This window comes from Geodermatophilus sp. SYSU D00710 (assembly GCF_054050195.1).
Map to the genome: position 1 here is coordinate 1 of NZ_JBJGYX010000060.1, position 18670 is coordinate 18670.

The window sequence follows — 18670 nt, forward strand, 5'->3', positions numbered from 1 at the left end:
GCGGGTGGGTCCGCGGCCCCACCCGCGCCGGGCACCGGCTGCCCCCGATCCAGCGCGTCGAGGTGCTCCTTGATCACCCGCAGCGGCAGGTAGTGGTCCCGCTGCGCGGTGAGCACGTAGCGCAGCCGGTCGACGTCGGCCCGGGAGAACTTCCGGTACCCCGAGGGTGTCCGCTGCGGGGAGACCAGCCCCTCGCTCTCGAGGAACCTGATCTTGCTGATGGTCACGTCGGGGAAGTCGTCGCGCAGGGCGGTGAGCACCGCCCCGATCGTCAGGCGCGGGGTCCGCGCGTCCGCGGCGCCGTCCCCGGACGCGCCGGCGGGCGCTCCGGACACCGGATCAGCGCACCACGTCAGCGGGCGGAGGGCTCGCCGGTGCGCGGGCCGGTCAGGTAGACGAGGCGGAACTTGCCGATCTGCACCTCGTCACCGCCGGCGAGGGTGGCGACGTCGACCGGCTCGCGGTTGACGTAGGTGCCGTTCAGGCTGCCGACGTCGTGCACCGAGAAGCCGCCGCCCTCGCGGTGGAACTCCACGTGCCGGCGGCTGACGGTCACGTCGTCGAGGAAGATGTCGCTGTCGGGGTGGCGGCCGGCGGTGGTGACGTCCTGGTCGAGCAGGAACCGGCTGCCGGCGTTCGGGCCGCGCTTGACCACCAGCAGCGCCGACCCGGCGGGCAGGGACTCCACGGCCCCGGCGTGGGCGTCGGCGCCGGGCTCCACGACCTCGGGGACGTCGCCGGTGTCCTCGCCGCCGACCTTCGGGATCACGCTGGTCGACTCGCCGACGCGCTCCTGGGAGAGGGCGGCGCCGCACTGCGCACAGAAGCGACTGCCCTCGGGGTTGTCGTGGCCACAACGAGTGCAGTGCACGTCTGTTCTCCTCCGGTGCAGGGGGCACCGCCGCGACGCGAGTGGCTGCCGCGGGCGGCCGGCGGACGACGGCCCGGTCGGTGCCGTCGTGGTCGGCTGCCGTGCGGCGCACGGCGGGCCGTTGGTCATGGAACCAGCGGTCGTGTCGAGGGTCAACCGGGCGTCGGGGGCGACGCCACACCTGTCCCACGGGCCCGGCCAGGGCCGGATCCCGCGGGGCAGTCTAGTGATCGTCCCGGGGCGGCCGAGGGCGGTGGGGGCGGTCAGGACGCGTCCACCAGCGCCTGGTAGGCGGCCGCGTCGAGCAGGTCGGCGGTGGGGTCGCCGCCGTCCCCGGGCACGGTGATCTCGACCAGCCAGCCCTCCCCGTAGGGGTCGGCGTTCACGGTCTCGGGCGCGTCGGTGAGGGCCTCGTTGACCGCCGAGACGGTGCCCTCCACCGGGGAGTAGACGTCGGAGACCGACTTGGTCGACTCCACCTCCCCGATGGGGTTGCCGGGGCCCACCTCCTCCCCCACCGCGGGCAGCTGGACGAACACGATGTCGCCCAGGGCGTCCTGCGCGTGGTCGGTGATGCCGACCCGGACGACGGTCCCCGCACCTCCGCTCCCCTGCACCAGCGCCCACTCGTGCTGGTCGGTGTAGCGGCGGTCGTCGGGCGTGGTCATGCGGCGTCGTCTCCGATCGGGATGGGGTGGTACCGGCGCCGCGGGGCCGCGGGTCAGTCGCCGGGGTCGGGCTGAGCGTATTGAGGCTCGTCGAGGGGCCGCAACGCGTCGACGACGACCCGGTCGCGCTGCTCGATGTCCACGCTGCCGCCCTGCCGGCCGACCCGGTCGACCACGCCGCCGGGGATGCTCATCGCCGTCCGCAGGTCGGCCGCGGAGCCGATGACCACGATCTCGTAGGGCGCGCTCACCGGCCGGCCGTCGACGCGCAGGTCGCCCGGGCTGCCGGTGACGGCGGTGGAGACGCCCACCCGGACGCCGTCGATCTGCATCGTCTCCGCGCCGGCGCCGCGCAGCTCCTGGATGGCGTCGAGCAGGTCGGCCACCCGCACCCGGCCCTCCGGGTCGCGGACGGTGACCACCAGGCCCGGACCCTCGGCGGCGACGGTGCCGTTGAGGACGGCGAGCGCCTCGGCGCGGGAGCGGGCGTCCTCGAGCGCGGCGGCCGAGCGGCTGTCGGTGTCGGACAGGTCGCGCAGCGCGCCGCGCTGGTCGGCGATCTGCGCCCGCAGCCGCTCCTCCTGGCCGTCGAGCTCGTCGAGGATGGCGACCAGCTCCTCCTCCCGGGCGCCGGCGAGGGCCTCGCCGGTGCCGGTGCTGCGCACCTGGACGGCGATCGCGAACCCGAGCAGGACGGTCAGCACGGCGATCAGCGAGGCCGCGACCAGCGACTGGCGCCGCCGGGGCCGGCCACCGTCGGCAGGCGGGCCGGCCGGCGTGGTACCGGCGGGCCCGGGGTCCTCCGCGGGGGGCTCCTCGGCGGGCCCTTCGGCAGGACCGTCCGGGACCTCCGGGGTGCCGACGGCGTCCGGGGTGTCCGGCACGTCGGGAGAGTCGGGGACGTCGGGCGCGTCGTCCGGACGCGGGGTGTCGCTCATGCCCGGAACAGGTGCCGGCGGATGGCCGCGGCGTTGCCGAAGATGCGGATGCCGAGCACGACGACCACGGCCGTGGACAGCTGCGCGCCCACCCCGAGCTGGTCGCCGAGGAAGACGATCAGCCCGGCGACGACCACGTTCGACACGAACGAGATGACGAACACCTTGGCGTCGAAGATCCCGTCGAGGCGGGCGCGGGCACCACCGAACACCGCGTCGAGGGCGGCGACCACCGCGATCGGCAGGTAGGGCTGCAGCCACAGCGGCACGGTGGGGTCGAGGACGAGGCCGAGCGCGATGCCGACGGCCAGGCCGATGACGGGGATCACGGTCAGTCCCCCGTCCCGCCGGGTGCCCCGGCCGGTTCGCCGGTGGCGGGCGTGGCGGATCGCAGTTCGGGGGTCCCCCCGGCGGGCACGGACAGCTCGTCCTCCTGGGCGAACTCGAAGCGCAGGCCGTAGACCTCGGAGATGGCGGCGAGCGCGCCGACCTCGGGGCTGGCCAGGAACCGCGCCCGGAGGTCGTCCGGGTCGCCGATCGCGCTGACGAGGTAGGGGTTGGTCACCGGGCGGAAGTCGACGAGGACCGCCTCCCCGGCGAAGCGGATCGCGGTGGTCGGGCCCAGCCGCTGGCCGTTGATGCTGACCGCCTCGGCACCGGAGGCCCACAGCGCGTTGACCACCAGCTGCAGGTCGCCGTCCTGCACGCGGCCACGGGCGTCCCCCTCCGCCGAGCCGCCCACGGGGTCGGCGTCGGCGTCGGGCTCGGCGTTGGCGAGGGTGACCACCAGCCCCGGGCCGTTGACGGCCACCAGCCCGGCGGCCAGCTCGGCGGCGTCGAGGTCGTCGATGGCGCGCTGTCCGACGGCGCTGGCGGCCAGCGCGTCCGCCCGCGCGTCGGTGACCCGGTCGCGCAGCTGCTCGAGCTCGGCGGTCAGGTCGGCGGTGGTGGCCGACTGCGCCTCGATGTCCTCCACCAGCTCGGCGCGGACCTGCTCGCGGCCCTCGGCGCCGGACGCGGCCTGGTCGTAGGTGACCGCCGCCAGCAGGCCGGCGCCGGCCATGGTGACGGCGACGGCGAGGGCGCCCGCGCGGCGGCGCCGGGCCGGGCCGGCGGGCTCCCCGGCGGCCTCCCGCTCCCGGCGGGCCTGCGCGGCGCGGGCGTAGGCCGGATCGAGGGTCTCGGCCAGCACCTGGTCGAGCAGCGAGGCGCCCATCGAGCGCGGGCCGCCGCCGCGCCGGGCGACGGTCACGGCGCGGGACGGGCCTCCGCGCCCGCCGCGGCCGGGACCGGGCCGGCCCGGTCGGCGCGCACCAGCCCGAGCACCTGCACGACGTAGAACACCCCGGCGAGCACGTAGAGGACGCCGCCCCAGATGGTCAGCGCCCACGCGACCGGCTGCACCCACGCCCAGGCGCCGCCGCCGTCGGCCAGCAGCAGCAGCGGGAAGGCGTAGAGCAGGATGAAGGTGGCCGCCTTGCCCAGGTAGTGCACCTGCAGCGGTGGGTAGCCGTGACGGCGCAGCACCAGGAGCATGACGCCGAGCACGACCTCGCGGCCGACCAGCACCGCGACCACCCACAGCGGGACGACGTCGCGCAGGACGAAGGCCACCAGCGTGGCGACGATGTAGAGCCGGTCGGCGGCGGGGTCGAGCAGCGCCCCCAGGCGGCTGGACTGGCCCAGCAGGCGGGCGAGCTTGCCGTCGGCCCAGTCGGTGACGCCGGAGACCATGAGCACGACGACGGCCCACCCGTCGGCCTCCGGGCCCAGCAGCAGGTACAGGAACAGCGGCACGCCGAGCAGTCGCAGCACCGACAGGACGTTGGGCAGGGTCCACACCCGGTCGGGCAGCTCGTTGCGGTCGGCCACCGGGGGTGTCTCCGGCACGGGCGGACCCGCCGACGCCGGGACGGCGGCCGACGGCCCCTGCGACGACGTCACTGCTCCTCCACCCCGGTGCACACCGAGCCCGAGGCTAGTCGAAGGACCCCGCTGCCCCCCGCCACTCGCACGCTCGTGGCGGGCCCCTGCAGCGGGGCCGTTCCAGCACGTCACCCGCCCCCCGCCACTCGCACGCTCGTGGCGGGCCCCTGCAGCGGGGCCGCTCCAGCACGTCACCGTCCTCTCCGCTCGCCGCCTCGCGGCGAGCCCTGACGCGGAGCCGCTCCCGGCCGGACGCTAGGCCGGGACGGCGACCAGCGACGCGGGCGCCGGCTCGTGACCCAACGGCCGGCGGCTGAACGAGCCGGTGCCGTGGCTGACCGAGCGCAGCGCCCCGGCGTAGCCGAGCAGCTCGATCTCGGGCACCTCGGCGCGGACGGTCGTGCGGTCGCGCTCGGGGTCGGCGTCACTGCCGGTGACCCGGGCGCGGCGGGAGGACAGGTCGCTCATCACCGCGCCGACGTGCTCGCCGGGGACGACCACGTCGACCTCGCACCACGGCTCCAGGACCTTGGTGCCCGCCGCGGCGGCCAGCTCCCGCACGGCCAGCGCGCCGGCGGACTGGAAGGCGGCGTCGGAGGAGTCCACCGAGTGCGCCTTGCCGTCGACGAGCACGAACGCGACGTCGACCAGCGGCCGGTCGTCGTGCACCCCCTTGGCCGCCTGCGCGCGGATGCCCTTCTCCACGCTGCCGTGGTACTGGCTGGGCACCGCCCCGCCGACGACCCGCTGCTCGAAGGTGATGCCCGACCCGGGCGGCCCGGGCTCGGCCTCCACGACGACGACGGCGTACTGCCCGTGCCCGCCGGACTGCTTGACCAGCCGGCCGGTGGCCTTCGCCGGCCCGGCCAGGGTCTCCACCATCGGCACCCGCACCGGCACGGTGGTCACCGCGACGCCGTGGCGGGTGCGCAACCGCTCGAGCAGCACCTCGCCGTGCGCCTCCCCCACGCACCACAGCAGCAGCTGGCCGGTGTCGCGGGAGCGCTCGACGCGCAGGGTCGGGTCCTCGGCGGCCAGCCGGGCCAGCGCCGGGCCGAGCCGGTCCTCGTCGGCGCGGGAGGCGGCCTCGACGGCGACCGGGTGCTGGGGCACCGGCAGGTCCCAGGGCGGGACGAGCCGCGGGTCGCCGGGCGAGGACAGCGTGTCCCCCGTCTCGGCGGAGGCCAGCCGGGTCACCGCGCAGACGTCGCCGGCCGGGCAGGCCGCGACCGGGCGCAGCGCCGACCCCAGCGGGGAGGAGATGGCGCCGACCCGCTCGTCGACGTCGTGGTCGGGGTGACCGCGGTCGGCGCCGCCGTGCCCGGAGACGTGCACGGCGGTGTCCGGGGTGAGGGTGCCGGAGAACACCCGCAGCAGGGACACCCGGCCCAGGTAGGGGTCGGTGGTGGTCTTGACGACCTCGGCGACCAGCGGCCCGTCGGGGTCGCAGGACAGCGGCGGGGCCTTCGAGCCGTCGGGGCGGGACACCGGCGGGCAGCCGTGCTCCATCGGGCACGGGAAGCCGTTGACGACCAGGTAGAGCAGCGCGTCGAGGCCGATGTCCTGCAGCGGGGCGGCGCAGAGCACGGGGTGGAAGTGGCCGCGGGCGACCGCGGTCTCCAGGTCGCTCATCAGGTCTCCCTGGACCAGCTCGTCGCCGGCCAGGTAGCGCTCCATCAGCGCCTCGTCCTCGCTCTCGCCGATGATCCCCTCGATCAGCTCGCTGCGGAGCCGGTCGGCGTCGGGGGCCTGCGCGCCGGGCTCGAGCAGGTTGACCACCCCCTGCACCGCGCCGTCCGGGCCGCGGTCGACGAGGTGGACCGGGTAGACGCCGGCGCCGAGCACCGTCTGGCACAGCCGGACGGTCTCCTCGACGTCGGCCCGCGGCCGGTCGAGCTGGGTGACGACGACCGCGCGCGGCATGCCGACCGCGGCGCACTCCTCCCACAGCTGCACGGTGGCCGCGTCGACGCCGCCGACCGCCGAGACGACGAACAGCGCGGCGTCGGCGGCGCGCAGTCCGGCGCGCAGCTCACCGACGAAGTCGGGACTGCCGGGGGTGTCGAGCAGGGTGATCCGGGTGCCCTCGTGCTCGACGGTGGCCACCCCGAGGGTGACCGAGCGCTGCTGGCGGACCTCGACCTCGTCGCCGTCGAGGCAGGTGGTGCCGTCCTCGATGCGGCCGGCGCGCGGGATCGCGCCGGTGGCGGCCAGCAGGGCCTCGGCGAGGGTCGTCTTGCCGGCGCCGGAGCGGCCGACCAGCGCCACGTTGCGCACCCGGGCGGCCTCGCGGGGGGCGGGCGCCGGGGTGACCTCCTTACCCACGGCGGGCTCCTGCCCGGTGGCCGTCCTGGGTGGGTTCGGGCACGGGGACCTCCCGGGGTCGTCAGGGATGTGGTCTGCCTCACAACCCTGCCCGCGTGCCCGCCGCCCGGCAAGCCCCCGCGCTCAGTCGATGGCGGCCGCCCCGACGAGCAGCGGCGCGGTGCTGCCCGCCCAGCCGTCGGGGGTCACGTCGGCGACGGCGACGGTGACGTCGTCGCGGCTGCCCGCGGCCAGCGCGGCGAGCACGAGCCGGGACGCGGCGGCGGCGGGACGGCGCTCGGTGGCCAGCACCCGCCGCAGCGTGTCCGGCGGGACGACGCCCGACAGGCCGTCGGAGCACAGCAGCAGGCGGTCGCCGAGCTCGGCGCGGACGGCGAGCAGGTCGGCGGCCCCGGGGTCCTGCGCGCCGCCCAGGGCCCTCAGCAGGACCGACCGCATCGGCGAGGCGGCAGCCTGCTCGGCGGTCAGCTCCCCTGAGGCGACGAGGGCCGCCACGAGGGTGTGGTCGGTCGTCAGCCGGGTGAGGACGCCGGCGCGCAGGACGTGGGCGCGGCTGTCGCCGACGGAGGCGACGACGACGCGGCCGTCGCCCGTGAGCACGGCCGCGACGCAGGTGGTGGCCATGCCGGTGAGCGCGGGGTCGGCGGCCGCGGCCGCGCGGACGGCGGCGTCGGCGGCGGCGACCGCGGCGGTGAGGCCGGCGTCGGGCAGGGCGTCGTCCCCGGTGGCGCGCGCCCGGGTGGCGCGCCTGCTCACCTCGGCGACCGCGAGCCGCGCCGCGGTGGCGCCGCCGGCCCCGCCGCCCACGCCGTCGGCGACGACGAGCGCCGTGGGCCCGGCGTACCCGGCGTCCTGCACAGCCCCGCGCGGGCCGGCGAGGGAGACCGCGGCCGGGTCGAGGACGAGGCCCGCCGGCGGCCCGCCGGTGCGGGGCGGTCCGGGCCGGCCGCCCGGCGCCTCCGCCGCCGGGAACCACGGCAGCGGGACGGAGGGCGCGGTCACGGCGCCCACTGTGGCCCACCGGGCGCCCCGGCGGACGCGAACGGCGCGCGCCACCCGGGAGACCCTCCCCCGGGTGGCGCGCGCCGCTGCGTCGGGACGTCAGACGCCCGGGGCCCGGTAGGCCTCCCAGGCGTTGCTCATCCGGGCCACCTGACCGGCCGAGAAGGTGTTCATGCAGAAGTCCTCGGTGTAGTCCATGAAATAGGTGATCGGGTCGGTCCCCGGGTCGCGCGGGCAGCTGTCGCGGCCGGCGTCGGCCTCGCACTCGAAGGCGGGCAGGGCCTCGGCCGGGGTGTCGGTCACGTAGTCACCGGGGCCGCTGCAGCCGCCCTGGAAGGTGTGGAACAGCCCCAGCCAGTGGCCGACCTCGTGGGTGAGGGTGTCGCCCTGGTCGTACGGCTCGGCGGTGCCGCCCGGCATCGACTCGTCGAGGATCACCACGCCGTCGGCCCACAGCTGCCCGCCCTTGGCCTTCTGCGTGAAGGTCGCGTAGCCGAGCAGCCCGCCGCCGATGGAGGCGACGTAGACGTTGAGCGTCTCCGCGCCGCCCACGCGCAGCTCGCTCTTGGCGGCCCGCTCCTCCTTGCTGCCCGGCACCAGGCTCGCCCACTCGGCGTCCACCCTGTAGGTCGTGGCCTCGGGGTCGTAGGTGAAGACGAACGGCGTCTCGGGCGAGCCGGACGCCTCCCCCTGGCCGGCGTAGGCGTCGTTGAGGACCCGCATCTGGTCGGCGATCAGCGCGTCGAAGCGGGCCTGGTCGACGGGCTCGGCGCTGATGACGTGGAAGACCGTCGGGACGGTGACCGAGCCGGCCTCCAGTACCGGGCGGCTCTCGGGGTTGCCCAGGGCCGCGGCCTGGGCGGTGGAGACGGCGTTGGGCTCGGCGCGCGTGGCGCCGGGACGGATCCGGGCCTCCTCCGTCCCGTGGCCGACGTGGTCGGTGCACGTCGGCGCACACCTCCGGGGCGGCGCTCGCGGACGGGGCGGCGACGTCGACCGTGCCGGCCGCCGGGGCGGTCGTCAGGGCGAGCGCCGCCGCGGCGCCGAGGGTGAGGGCGCTCCGGCGCAACCGGGTCGTGCATGCCTCCGCTGGGGTCGGACGGACCGGCCCGCCGGGTCCGGCGGCGCCGGAGGTGGGCGGAACCAAGCACACACCGGTACCGGGCAGTCTCGCCGGGCGCGTCGCAGATCACTCGATGGCCCGGCGCGGCGACGTGCCGGGCCGGTCAGCGGGGGTGCTGCCGGACGGCGCGGGCGTCCCGGGGCGGGGTGCCGTACAGGCTCGGGTCCCGGGCCGGCGCCGGTTCGGTCGTCAGCGCGGCGCCGGCGATGCGGTCCCAGCGGAACCAGCGGGGAGCGTCCCGGTCGCGGCACCAGGCGATGAGGTACCAGTGGTCGCCGGTGCGCGCGAGCAGGTGGGGCTCGACCCGCCGGCGGGTCTCGGCGCCGTGCCGGTCGCGGTAGCGGAGGGCCACCACGCGGCGCTGCGCCAGCGCCTGCTCCACCACCGCGGCGGCGTCCGGGCGGCCGGTCGGGCCGCGGACCCACACGCGTCCGGCGAGCCGGTCGGCCTCGGCGCGGGCCGCCGGCCCCAGCACGTCGAGCACCTTCGCGAGCGCGGCGCGGCCGTCGACGGCGAACGGTGCGTCCGGCGCGCCGGCCAGCGCCACGGCCACCGCCACCGCCTGCGCGGGGGTGAAGTTGACCGGGGGCAGGGTGGCCGCCGCGTCCAGCACGTACCCCCCGCCCGGGCCGGCCGTGGCCCAGATGGGGACACCGGCCTGCTGCAGCGCGGAGACGTCGCGCTTGACCGTCCGGGTCGACACCTCCAGCCAGCCGGCGAGCTCCGCCGCCGTCCGTCCGCGGCGTCCGGCCCGGCGCAGCTCCTCGGTGAGCGCGTGCAACCGGTCGGTGCGGTTCACCGGGAGATCGTCGCAGGAACGGTGACAGGACGGTGTCACCGACGGTGCCGCAGGGTCTCCCCATGACAGAGATCGCGCTCTTCCACTCGGCCCTCGGCGTGCGTCCCGGGGTCGTCGACGCCGCCGACCGCCTGCGGGCGGCCGGCCACCGGGTGACCGTGGTCGACCAGTACGACGGGCTGGTCTTCGACGACTACGCCACGGGCAGCGCCCACACCGAGCGGGTCGGCTTCCCGGCGCTCATGCAGGCCGCGCTGGACGGCGTCGCCGGGCTGGCCGACGGCTTCGTCGCCGCCGGCTTCTCCAACGGCGCGGGCATGGCCGAGTACGTGGCCACCCGCCGCCGCTGCGCCGGGCTCCTGCTGTTCTCCGGCGCCCTACCACTCGGGATGTTGGGGGTGACGGCCTGGCCGGCGGGCCTGCCGGTGCAGATCCACTACGCCGCGGACGACCCGTTCCGCCGCCAGGAGTGGATCGACGCCGTCTCGGCGGACGCCGCCCGCGCCGGCGGCCGGGTCGAGACGTTCGACTACCCGGGGGCCGGGCACCTGTTCACCGATCCGAGCCTGCCCGCCGAGTACGACCCGGCGGCGAGCGAGCTGCTCTGGCAGCGGGCCCTGGCGTTCCTGGGCCGCCTCCCGGCCGACGCGGAGACCACACTGGCCCGGTGACGAGCGCAGCGGGCGGGCACGCGGCCGGCCGGGACCAGGAGAGCAGCCGGGCGCACGCGGTGCCGCGGGAGGCCGCCGACGGGCCCCCGCCCTGGGTGGCGGTCTGCGGCACGCCGGTGGCCGTGGTGCAGGGGGCCTGGAACGGGCGCCGCGGCCTCGGCGCCGACGACGTCTGCCCCGAGTGCCGCCACCTCGCGCCCGCCTGAGCCGCCGTCCTGCCCATCGTGCGGCGTCCTCCCTCACCCTGCGGCGTCCTCCCTCACCGCCGGCCGTGAGGGAGGACGCCGCACGATCAGGTCACCTGATCACCGACCGGCAGCCCGGCCGCCTCCTCACGCGGGGAGGGCCGCGGCCTCCTCGTCGGCGTCGGGCTCGGCGACGGTGGCGCCGGGCAGCCGCACGGTGAAGACCGTCCGGCCCGGCACGCTGTCGACGGCGACCGTCCCCCCGTGCCCCGCGACGACGGCTGCCACGATCGCCAGGCCCAGGCCGGTGCTGCCGTTGGCCCGCGACCGCGAGGAGTCCCCGCGGGCGAACCGCTCGAACACCCCGCCCTGCAGGTCCGCGGGGATACCGGGGCCGTCGTCGACCACCTCGAGGACCGCCTGCCCGTCCTCGGCGCGCAGCCGCGTGGTCGCCGTCGTGCCGGGCGGGGTGTGGGTGCGGACGTTGGCCAGCAGGTTGGCCAGCACCTGGTGCAGCCGGGCCGCGTCGCCGCGCACCAGCACCGCGGCCGGGGGCAGGTCGACCCGCCAGCGGTGCGCGGGGCCGGCGGCGTGCGCGTCGCTGACGACGTCGAGGACCAGCCCGGTCAGGTCGACGTCGCCGCCGTCGAGCTCGCGGCCGGCGTCGAGGCGGGCGAGCAGCAGCAGGTCGTCGACCAGCCCGGACATCCGCACCGCCTCGGCCTCCACCCGGCGCAGCGAGGCGCCGGCCTCCTCGGGCAGCCCCCCGCGGCGGCGGACCAGCTCGGTGTAGCCGCGGATGGAGGTGACCGGGGTGCGCAGCTCGTGGCTGGCGTCGGCGACGAAGCGGCGCAGCCGGGTCTCCGACGCCTGGCGGGCGGCGATGCCCGACTCCACCGAGTCCAGCAGCCGGTTGAGCGCGGCACCGACCCGGCCGACCTCGGTGCGCGGGTCGGTGTCGGCGGCCGGCACCCGGTCGGCCAGCCGCACCTCCCCGCTGGACAGCGGCAGCTCCGCGACTCGGCCCGCGGTGGCCGCCACCCGGTGCAGCGGGCGCAGCGTCCGCCCGATCACCGCCGAGCCGACGAGCCCGGCGGCCAGCAGCCCGAGCAGCCCGACGGCGACCTCGACGACGACCAGCCGCAGCAGGGCCGCCCGCACCGAGTCCAGCGGCAGGCCGGTGACGAGCACCTCGCCGTCGCCGGCCGCGGTCGCGACCACGCGGTAGGAGCCCAGCCCGCCGAGGTCGACCGTCCGCGGCTCGCCGTCGGCGTCCACGCGGGCGAGGTCGGCGGCCTCGGCGGCGGTCAGCGCCTCCCCGTCGCCCTCCCGGCCGATGACGGCGGCCTCGGTGACGGTGCCGTCCTCGACCCGGGCGCCGAGCGTGCCGTCGCCCTGCCCGGGCACCACCAGGAAGTCCGGCCCCTCGTCGGCCCAGCCGTCCCAGCCGGGCCAGCCACCGGGCCAGGCAGGACCCTCGTCGGCCTGCTCCGAGCGGGCGACCGCGGCCGCGAGCCGGTCGTCCACCTGCCCGAGCAGCTCCCCGCGGACGGCGGTGGCGGCCGCGGTGCCCACGACGGCGAGCACGACGGTGAGCGGCACGAGGAAGGCGCACAGCAGCCGGGTGCGCAGGGACCACCGCCGGGCGCGCGAGCTCATGCGCCCACCGTGCGCGGCGGACCTGCACGTCGCCTGGATGCCGGTCGGGAGTCGGCTGGGGGCCGGGTGCTGCGCCGTGCCCCGCCCGGGCCCCGGTGTCAGGCTCGACGGGTGCGGAGCACCACCCGGGGCGGGACCCGTCGCGGTCACCATGCTCGGGCTGGGCTTCCCGTACTCGCCGGCCAACGTGGGACTGACCCTGCTGACCGTCGGCGTCCCGACGCCGTTCCCCACCGCCTGGGCGCGCCCCACCGCACCCGATGCGCACCTGCTGACCACGCTGTGGCGGTTCGTGCTCCCGGCGACGCTGGTGACCGCGGCCGGCGGGGTGGCCGTCCACGCCCGGCACCACCGGGAGCTGCTCGACGCCGTGAGCGACGGCGGCGAGGGCCCGGCGGAGGTCGTCGCCGACTTCGAGAGCGCTGGACCGGGGTGTCCTCCGACGACGTCGGCTTCGCCGAGGCGGGGCCACCATCGGCGCGCAGACGGCGCTGTCGACGTTCGTGTCCTACGCGGGGCTCCTGCTGATCCTGTTCCTCGAGCCGCCGAACCGGTGGTTCGCCGCCTGGACCCGCCCCGACGGCGACCGCCGCCCGGCGCTGCCCGCCTACCGCTTCCGGCTGCTGGAGCGGGCGCTGGGGCTGACCGGCCCGCTCAGTCCGCCGGGTGGCCCAGCAGCTCGGGGAGGGTGAGCCGGGCGGCCCGCGGGCGGTCGACGACGACGACGCCGGGGCCCGCCGGAGCGACCTGCATCAGCCGGGCCCAGCGCAGCCCGTGCCGCCGCATCCGGCCCTCGGGGATGCGGCGGCCGCGGATCCGCTGGCCGTCGGCGGCCTCCTCCGGTGACGCGTCGAGCAGCACCAGCCGCACCCACCGCCCCGCCCCCCGCGCGGTGGCCAGCACGACCGGGCGCCACCAGCGGCTGGTCCACGGGTCGGCGAGGACGACCACCGGTGCCGGGCCGGCGAGCGCGTGCAGCACCCGCAGCCGGTGCTGGAGGTGCACCAGCGGGCGCACGACCCGGTAGGGCACGCGGGAGCCGGTGCGCCAGCGGGCGGCGACCTGCTCGGAGTCCACCGACGTCACGCCGGGGACCCCGTCGCCCAGCAGCCGCCGGACCATCGTCGTCTTGCCGCTGCCGGGCAGCCCGCCGACGACGACCAGGCCGCGTCCGCCGTCCTCTCCGGGCACGGGGCCGGACACGGAGTCGGGCACGGGGCCCGGCACGGGCATCGTCGCGGTCGGCACGGCTGCCTCCTCCTGTCCCCGGCGGCGCGGGACACACCGGCCGGATCGGCGGCGGACGCTACCGGGCCGGTCCCGCACGTGGCCGCCCTCGGCGCGCGGGACCGGGCCCGCCGCAGCGACCTGCGGCGAGCCCGTCGCTGGAACGGCCCCGCCGCAGGGGCCCGCCACGAGCCTGCGAGCGGTGGAGGCAGCGGGGTCCTTCCTCAGTCGCCGTCCCGCCACCAGCCGCCGCGGCCACCCCACCAGGGGCCGGCCGCCTCGGCGGACTGCACGAACTCGGTGACCCGCGCCTCCAGGTCGGCCCGCCACTCGTCGGCCTGCTCCTGGGTGAGGCGGCCCTCCTCGACGGCGGTGGCGATGCGCTCCTCCGCCTCCCCGACGATCGCGGCGACGAGGTCCTCGACAGCGACGCCCTGGGCCTCGGCCACCGAGGCGAGGGTGGCGCCCTCGGCCTCCAGGGCGGTGCGCAGCTCCTCCTCGGACAGGCCGAGGGTCTCGGCGACCACCGAGGACCCGTCGCCCCAGCCGTCGTGCCAGCCGTGCCAGCCACCCCAGCCGCCGTGCCAGGCCCCGGCGTCGTCCAGGGTGGTGGCGACCTCGTCGGCCTGCTCCTGGGTGAGCGACCCGTCGTCGACGAGGCCGGAGAGGGCATCGCGGATGCGGTCCTCGACCGGGGTGGCCGAGTCGGTGGTCGTGTCGGGGGTGGCCGTGTCGTCGTCCGCGACGGCCGGGACGGCGAAGGCCAGGCCGCCGACGGCCAGGGCACCGGCTGCGGTGGCGATCGCGATCTTCTTCCGCACGGGCACACTCCTCGCTCGGGCGGCCGGTCGATCCGGCCGTCGGCTGCGAGCATCGGGCCCGTTCCTGTGACCTCGCTGTCAACCGCCCGTGCCGCGACTGTGGACCCCGGCCCCGGCGGGCCGGGCGCTCAGCCGGCCGCCGGCTCCGGCACGACCGAGCAGGTCCCCGCGGGGATGAACACCCCGGTGTGCCCGTCGGAGTCCCACTGGACGACGTAGGGCGGCGCCCCGTGCTCGCCCCGGACCTCCAGCACCCGGCCGGTGCGGTCCGGCTCTCCCTGGTGCGTGGACCGGACGACGATCCGGTCCCCGACGCGTGCCTCCACGGCGACCTCCCAGCGGTGTGGCCCTGCCGTCACGCCGAGCCTGCTCCCCACCCCCGCACCGGGGCAAGGGCCCGGGACACCGATCCCGCCGGGGGCGGGGTGGCCGCCGCGGGCGGAGGAACTCGTCCCGACGGGGTGGCGACCGCGGACGGCGACGCGGCCACGGTCGTCGCCGGGCCCGACGGCCGGGAGGTGGCCATGACCGGGGGAACCGCACCCGCGGAACGTCGACTGCTGCGCTCCCTGGGCACGCCCGACTCGATGATCGAGGAGTTCGACTTCTGGGACCGCCGCCACGAGGGCCGGCGGCTGTTCGCCGAGCTGTTCGGGACCTTGCTCCTGGTGCTCGTCGCCGTCGGCGGCGGGATGGTCGACGCGCGCTTCGGCGGCTCGGCGGTGCCCTACGGCGCCCTCGTCGTCGCCCCGGCGCTCGTGGTCACGGCCGTCATCCTGTCCATGGGCACGGTGTCCGGAGCCCACCTGAACCCGGCTGTCAGCATCGCGTTCGCGCTGCGCGGGGACTTCCCGTTCCGCCGGGTGCCCGCCTACGTCGTGGCGCAGGTGCTCGGCGCGGTCCTCGCGACCCTGCTGCTGTGGGCCCTCCTCGGCCGGCAGGGCAGCGCCGGGCTCACCCTCCCCGGCCCGGGGATCTCGGCCACCACGGCGATGCTGTGGGAGATCGTCCTCACCGTGGGGCTGGTCAGCACGGTCCTCGGCGTGTCCTCGGGGGCGCAGAACCTGGGGCCGATCGCCGCGGTCGGCGTCGGCAGCTACATCGCGCTGGCCGGGCTGTGGGGCTCGCCGGTGAGCGGCGCCTCGATGAACCCGGCCCGGTCACTGGGTCCGGCCCTCGTCCTCGGGGACTGGACGGCGTGGTGGGCCTACCTGCTCGGACCCGCCTGCGGCGCGCTGGTCGCCGTGGGCATCGCCGTCGTCCTGCGGGGTCCCGGCGGAGGACGCAGTGGGCGGGCCGCCGCCCAGGGGACGCTGGGCCCGGACCGGCAGGCCGGCCCGATCGACCGGGACGCGACCGCGTCCCCCGCCGGGGACGGTGCCGACGCCGGCCCGCCGCGGGCCGATCGGTCACCCCGCCGGTGAGCCCGCCGCGACACGAGAGCCGGCCCGTCCACCGTCGAGGCCGGCGCCGGGAGGACCTGATGGAACAGCGGACCGGAGCACGCACATCGCTCCCGGCCACGACGGCGGCGGCCCTCGCCCTCCTCGTGACCGCGTGCAGCACCGGGGAGGACGCGGAGACGACCCTGGAGGTGCCGGACACGCCGGGCGTCGACGGCTCGGTCGGGCAGGTCGCCCTCGACGACGTCTTCCTCGACGCCGACGCGACCATCGCGGCGGGTGACTCGGTCGGCCTGCGTGGCGCCCTGACCAACGACGCGGACACCGACGACCGGCTGGTCTCCGTCAGCACCCCCTCGGCCGGGTCGGTCGTGCTGCTCGACGAGCAGGGCGACAGCAGCCCCGACGGCATCGACCTGCCCGCCGACGGCTCGGTGGACGCGACGCAGGGGCAGGTGCGGATGCAGCTCGACGACGTGACGGCCGACATCGCCACGTCGGACACCGTGTCGGTCACCTTCGCCTTCGAGAACGCCGGACAGGTGCAGCTCGACGTGCCCGTCGGGACGTCGTAGGCCCGGTCAGACCAGCTTCGGGAAGACCGCGAGCAGCACGACCCCGACGAGGGCCATCGCCACGCCGGTCCCGAGCAGCACCCACTGCGAGCGGGGCGCGCGCACCCGCGCCGACATGGCCGCGAAGAACAGGACGGCGGCGAACAGCACCGTGAGGACGGTGTAGTCGTCGCCGCGCTGGTCGTCGGTGAGGGCGGCCTCGAAGCGCTCCGACGCCTGCGCGTCGAGCGCCGCGGCGGCCTGGTGCTCCGGCAGGACGTAGGAGGACAGCTCGAACGGTGAGCCCGGGGCGTCCGCGGCGGTCCCGCCGGCCGCCACCCAGTCCCGGTGGGCGGTCGCCAGCGGCTCGGGGAACCGGGCGACGAGGAACTCCGCCAGCTCCTCGTCCCCGGAGCCGTGGGCGACGACCCACTGGGTCCACAGCCCGATCTGGTTGGTCAGGCGCGCGTTGGCGAGGGCGGCGGCGCGGGCGGCCTCGATGCGGTCCGCCGAGGCCTCGCTGAACGCGATCGAGGTCTCCCCGCCCCACTGGCTGGCCTGGAACGCCGACCAGGCGGTGAGCAGGGTCGTGATCGAGAGGACGACGACGGCGGCGAACTCGAGCACCGGGCTCGGGACCGGGCGCGGGCGGGCGGTGGTCTCCTCGGGAGCGGCCGGACCCGCGCTGCGCTCGTCGACTCGGCTCACCGCGGACCCCCATCGTGAGGCGGGCGTCCAGGGTGCACGCCGGACCGCGCCCCGTGGCCATCCCGGCGGGATGGTCCGGCGCGGTGGGCCCACCTCACCCGTTCGGGGGTCGGGCGGGCTCCCGCCGCAGGGCCGATACACCGAGTTCACCCACGTGCCGTCGGCACGGTGCACGCTGCGGGGGTGGCCAGCGTCAGCCCGCCGACCGGGCGCCCGCGCCGCGGCCTCCGGGCGCACCCGGTCGCCGCGGCGCTGCCCCTCGTGCTGGCGGTCGTGCTGGCGGTCGGCTCGGCGGGGGTCCGCGACGGGATGGCCGGCGACCCGGTGTCCGTGGCGGCCGCCGAGCCGACGGTCCCGCAGGTGGCTGGCGCGGAGTCCGCCGTCGGCACCGCGCCCGGACCCGCCCCTCCGCCGGCCGCGACCGCGCCACCGGTCGACGCCGCCGCGGTGCTCGCCGCCGTGGGCGCCGCAGCGGCGGACGCCGGCGGCTCCATCGACCTGGTGGTCGTGGCCGCCGACGGGACGCCGCTGGTCTCCTCCCCGGCCGCCGGCGACGCCGTCTACACCGCCTCGCTGGTCAAGCTGTTCGTCGTCGGCCGGCTGCTGGAGCTGGAGGCCACCGGGGCGGTCGCGCTCACCGACCGCGACCGGGAGCTCATGGAGCGCGCGATCGTGCGCTCGGACGACCCCGCGACCAGCGTGCTGTGGGACCGGTGGGAGGGCGCCGCGCTGGTCACACAGACGGCGGCCGAGGCCGGCCTGACCGCCACCGCTCCGCCGGTGACCGCCGGCCAGTGGGGCGAGGCGACCACCAGCGCGGCCGACGTCGCCACCCTGCTGTCCCGGCTCAGCGGGTGGCTGGGCAGCGGCCCGGCCGCCACCCTGCTCGGCTGGATGCGCGTCACCGCCCCCACCGCCGCCGACGGGTTCGACCAGGCCTTCGGCCTGCTGGCCGGCGGACCGGCCGGGACCGTGGCGGCCAAGCAGGGCTGGATGTGCTGCGTGGACGGCGGCCGGCAGCTGCACTCGGCCGGGGTGCTGCCCGGCGGTCAGGCGGTGGTCCTGCTCGGCGACTTCCCGGCCGCGACGTCGTGGGCCGAGGCCCGGACCGCCCTCGACACCGCCGCCGCCGCGGTCCGCGCCGCCCTGGGCTGAGCCGCCGGGCGCGGGCCACCGGGCCGGTCCCGGGTCCCTCGGGAGGTGCGACGCCCAGCATCCCCGCAGGGAGCACCCAGGCCGGCGGCAGGCGCGGCGGCCACCGTGCGGACATGGACCGGCCTCCCCACGGCGAGCCCGACCGCTGGCTCTTCGACCCCGACTCCACCCGCGCGCTGGTGCTGGCGCGCCGCTGCCCGGGCGGCCGGGCGGTCGAGGACGTGGTCTCCGACCTCGTCTGGGGCGAGGTCGTGCGGCTGCTGCGCTGGGCCACCGCCGGCACGCACGCGACGGCGGCCCTGCGGACCGGGGTCTGGTGGCGGCTGGCCGCCGGGTGCGCGGCCCTGCTGCGCCGGCTGCCGGAGCTGAGCGCCGAGATCGCCGAGCCGTGGTCCCTCGACCCGCCGCCCGCCGTTGCCCCCGGGGTCCCCGCCGCCGACCGGCTCGGCCTGGTCGCCGAGCGCCTCACCGCCCTGCTGCGCAGCCGGGAGCCGGTGCCGCTGCGCCGACTGGCCGCCGAGGTGGACGCGCTGGGCGAGGCCGCGGTGCAGGCCCTCGCGGATGCCTCCTTCGACCACTGGCCTGACGACGCATCATGATATATCGTTAGCGTCATCCGATACGTCAGGAGGACG

At 77.4% G+C, this 18670-nt stretch carries 23 protein-coding genes; 7 read left to right on the plus strand and 16 right to left on the minus strand.

What is annotated here, in order from left to right; genetic code table 11:
* The 11 genes from ftsR to ACI78U_RS20630 form a co-directional block, all read right to left on the minus strand.
* Nucleotides 1-335 (minus strand): transcriptional regulator FtsR (gene ftsR, locus ACI78U_RS20580; protein ID WP_456877254.1); only part of this gene is annotated, 335 nt, incomplete at its 3' end.
* Between the two features lie 17 nt (nucleotides 336-352).
* The gene (gene odhI / locus ACI78U_RS20585) at nucleotides 353-871 is read right to left on the minus strand and encodes an oxoglutarate dehydrogenase inhibitor Odhl (protein WP_456877255.1); all 519 of its coding nucleotides are present in this window, start codon (nucleotides 869-871) and stop codon (nucleotides 353-355) included.
* A 263-nt stretch (nucleotides 872-1134) separates the two neighbouring features.
* Nucleotides 1135-1539, minus strand: coding sequence for a glycine cleavage system protein GcvH (gcvH, locus tag ACI78U_RS20590; protein ID WP_456877256.1), 405 nt, complete (start codon nucleotides 1537-1539; stop codon nucleotides 1135-1137).
* Between the two features lie 53 nt (nucleotides 1540-1592).
* A complete protein-coding gene (locus ACI78U_RS20595) occupies nucleotides 1593-2477 on the minus strand; it encodes a DUF881 domain-containing protein (RefSeq protein ID WP_456877257.1) in 885 nt (294 codons plus the stop codon).
* Nucleotides 2474-2806, minus strand: a complete 333-nt coding sequence (locus ACI78U_RS20600; protein ID WP_387988172.1) for a small basic family protein — start codon at nucleotides 2804-2806, stop codon at nucleotides 2474-2476. The genes ACI78U_RS20595 and ACI78U_RS20600 overlap by 4 nt, the downstream gene beginning before the upstream one ends.
* A 2-nt stretch (nucleotides 2807-2808) precedes the next feature.
* Nucleotides 2809-3729 (minus strand): DUF881 domain-containing protein, encoded by a 921-nt coding sequence (locus ACI78U_RS20605; RefSeq protein ID WP_456877258.1) that lies wholly within the window; start codon nucleotides 3727-3729, stop codon nucleotides 2809-2811.
* Nucleotides 3726-4367 (minus strand): CDP-alcohol phosphatidyltransferase family protein, encoded by a 642-nt coding sequence (locus tag ACI78U_RS20610; RefSeq protein WP_456877259.1) that lies wholly within the window; start codon nucleotides 4365-4367, stop codon nucleotides 3726-3728. The genes ACI78U_RS20605 and ACI78U_RS20610 overlap by 4 nt, the downstream gene beginning before the upstream one ends.
* Before the next feature lie 291 nt (nucleotides 4368-4658).
* Nucleotides 4659-6797, minus strand: a complete 2139-nt coding sequence (locus ACI78U_RS20615; protein ID WP_456877289.1) for an elongation factor G-like protein EF-G2 — start codon at nucleotides 6795-6797, stop codon at nucleotides 4659-4661.
* Between the two features lie 54 nt (nucleotides 6798-6851).
* A complete protein-coding gene (locus ACI78U_RS20620; protein ID WP_456877260.1) occupies nucleotides 6852-7730 on the minus strand; it encodes a PP2C family protein-serine/threonine phosphatase in 879 nt (292 codons plus the stop codon).
* Between the two features lie 99 nt (nucleotides 7731-7829).
* Nucleotides 7830-8453 (minus strand): zinc metalloprotease, encoded by a 624-nt coding sequence (locus ACI78U_RS20625; protein WP_456877261.1) that lies wholly within the window; start codon nucleotides 8451-8453, stop codon nucleotides 7830-7832.
* A 503-nt stretch (nucleotides 8454-8956) separates the two neighbouring features.
* Nucleotides 8957-9652: a helix-turn-helix transcriptional regulator gene (locus tag ACI78U_RS20630; RefSeq protein WP_456877262.1), complete on the minus strand. Its 696-nt coding sequence runs from the start codon at nucleotides 9650-9652 to the stop codon at nucleotides 8957-8959.
* Between the two features lie 62 nt (nucleotides 9653-9714).
* Here ACI78U_RS20630 and ACI78U_RS20635 point away from each other — a divergent pair, with 62 nt between their 5' ends.
* Both ACI78U_RS20635 and ACI78U_RS20640 read left to right on the plus strand, forming a co-directional pair.
* Complete coding sequence (locus ACI78U_RS20635; protein WP_456877263.1) at nucleotides 9715-10323, plus strand: dienelactone hydrolase family protein; 609 nt, start codon at nucleotides 9715-9717, stop codon at nucleotides 10321-10323.
* Nucleotides 10320-10529 (plus strand): hypothetical protein, encoded by a 210-nt coding sequence (locus ACI78U_RS20640; RefSeq protein WP_456877264.1) that lies wholly within the window; start codon nucleotides 10320-10322, stop codon nucleotides 10527-10529. The genes ACI78U_RS20635 and ACI78U_RS20640 overlap by 4 nt, the downstream gene beginning before the upstream one ends.
* Before the next feature lie 126 nt (nucleotides 10530-10655).
* On the opposite strand, the gene ACI78U_RS20645 is transcribed toward ACI78U_RS20640, so the two are convergent.
* On the minus strand, nucleotides 10656-12167 hold the full coding sequence (locus ACI78U_RS20645; protein ID WP_456877265.1) for a sensor histidine kinase: 1512 nt from the start codon (nucleotides 12165-12167) through the stop codon (nucleotides 10656-10658).
* A gap of 503 nt (nucleotides 12168-12670) precedes the next feature.
* Between ACI78U_RS20645 and ACI78U_RS20650 the strand changes: the two genes are divergently transcribed.
* A complete protein-coding gene (locus tag ACI78U_RS20650) occupies nucleotides 12671-12859 on the plus strand; it encodes a hypothetical protein (RefSeq protein WP_456877266.1) in 189 nt (62 codons plus the stop codon).
* On the opposite strand, the gene ACI78U_RS20655 is transcribed toward ACI78U_RS20650, so the two are convergent.
* The 3 genes from ACI78U_RS20655 to ACI78U_RS20665 all read right to left on the minus strand — a co-directional run bounded on the left by ACI78U_RS20655 (nucleotide 12822) and on the right by ACI78U_RS20665 (nucleotide 14541).
* Complete coding sequence (locus ACI78U_RS20655; protein WP_456877267.1) at nucleotides 12822-13415, minus strand: AAA family ATPase; 594 nt, start codon at nucleotides 13413-13415, stop codon at nucleotides 12822-12824. The genes ACI78U_RS20650 and ACI78U_RS20655 overlap by 38 nt on opposite strands.
* 203 nt (nucleotides 13416-13618) lie before the next feature.
* Entirely contained in the window at nucleotides 13619-14215 is a 597-nt protein-coding gene (locus ACI78U_RS20660; RefSeq protein ID WP_456877268.1) for a hypothetical protein, read from the minus strand.
* 128 nt (nucleotides 14216-14343) lie between these two features.
* Entirely contained in the window at nucleotides 14344-14541 is a 198-nt protein-coding gene (locus tag ACI78U_RS20665) for a DUF1918 domain-containing protein (protein ID WP_456877269.1), read from the minus strand.
* Between the two features lie 135 nt (nucleotides 14542-14676).
* Between ACI78U_RS20665 and ACI78U_RS20670 the strand changes: the two genes are divergently transcribed.
* Complete coding sequence (locus tag ACI78U_RS20670) at nucleotides 14677-15639, plus strand: MIP/aquaporin family protein (RefSeq protein WP_456877270.1); 963 nt, start codon at nucleotides 14677-14679, stop codon at nucleotides 15637-15639.
* A 59-nt stretch (nucleotides 15640-15698) separates the two neighbouring features.
* Nucleotides 15699-16193, plus strand: a complete 495-nt coding sequence (locus tag ACI78U_RS20675; RefSeq protein ID WP_456877271.1) for a copper chaperone PCu(A)C — start codon at nucleotides 15699-15701, stop codon at nucleotides 16191-16193.
* A gap of 6 nt (nucleotides 16194-16199) precedes the next feature.
* On the opposite strand, the gene ACI78U_RS20680 is transcribed toward ACI78U_RS20675, so the two are convergent.
* Nucleotides 16200-16880: a hypothetical protein gene (locus tag ACI78U_RS20680; protein WP_456877272.1), complete on the minus strand. Its 681-nt coding sequence runs from the start codon at nucleotides 16878-16880 to the stop codon at nucleotides 16200-16202.
* 183 nt (nucleotides 16881-17063) lie between these two features.
* On the opposite strand from ACI78U_RS20680, the gene ACI78U_RS20685 reads away from it, so the two are divergent.
* Together ACI78U_RS20685 and ACI78U_RS20690 are read left to right on the plus strand one after the other, a co-directional pair.
* Entirely contained in the window at nucleotides 17064-18035 is a 972-nt protein-coding gene (locus ACI78U_RS20685; RefSeq protein ID WP_456877273.1) for a serine hydrolase, read from the plus strand.
* Between the two features lie 113 nt (nucleotides 18036-18148).
* A complete protein-coding gene (locus ACI78U_RS20690) occupies nucleotides 18149-18634 on the plus strand; it encodes a hypothetical protein (protein WP_456877274.1) in 486 nt (161 codons plus the stop codon).
* The last annotated feature ends 36 nt before the right edge of the window (nucleotides 18635-18670 follow it).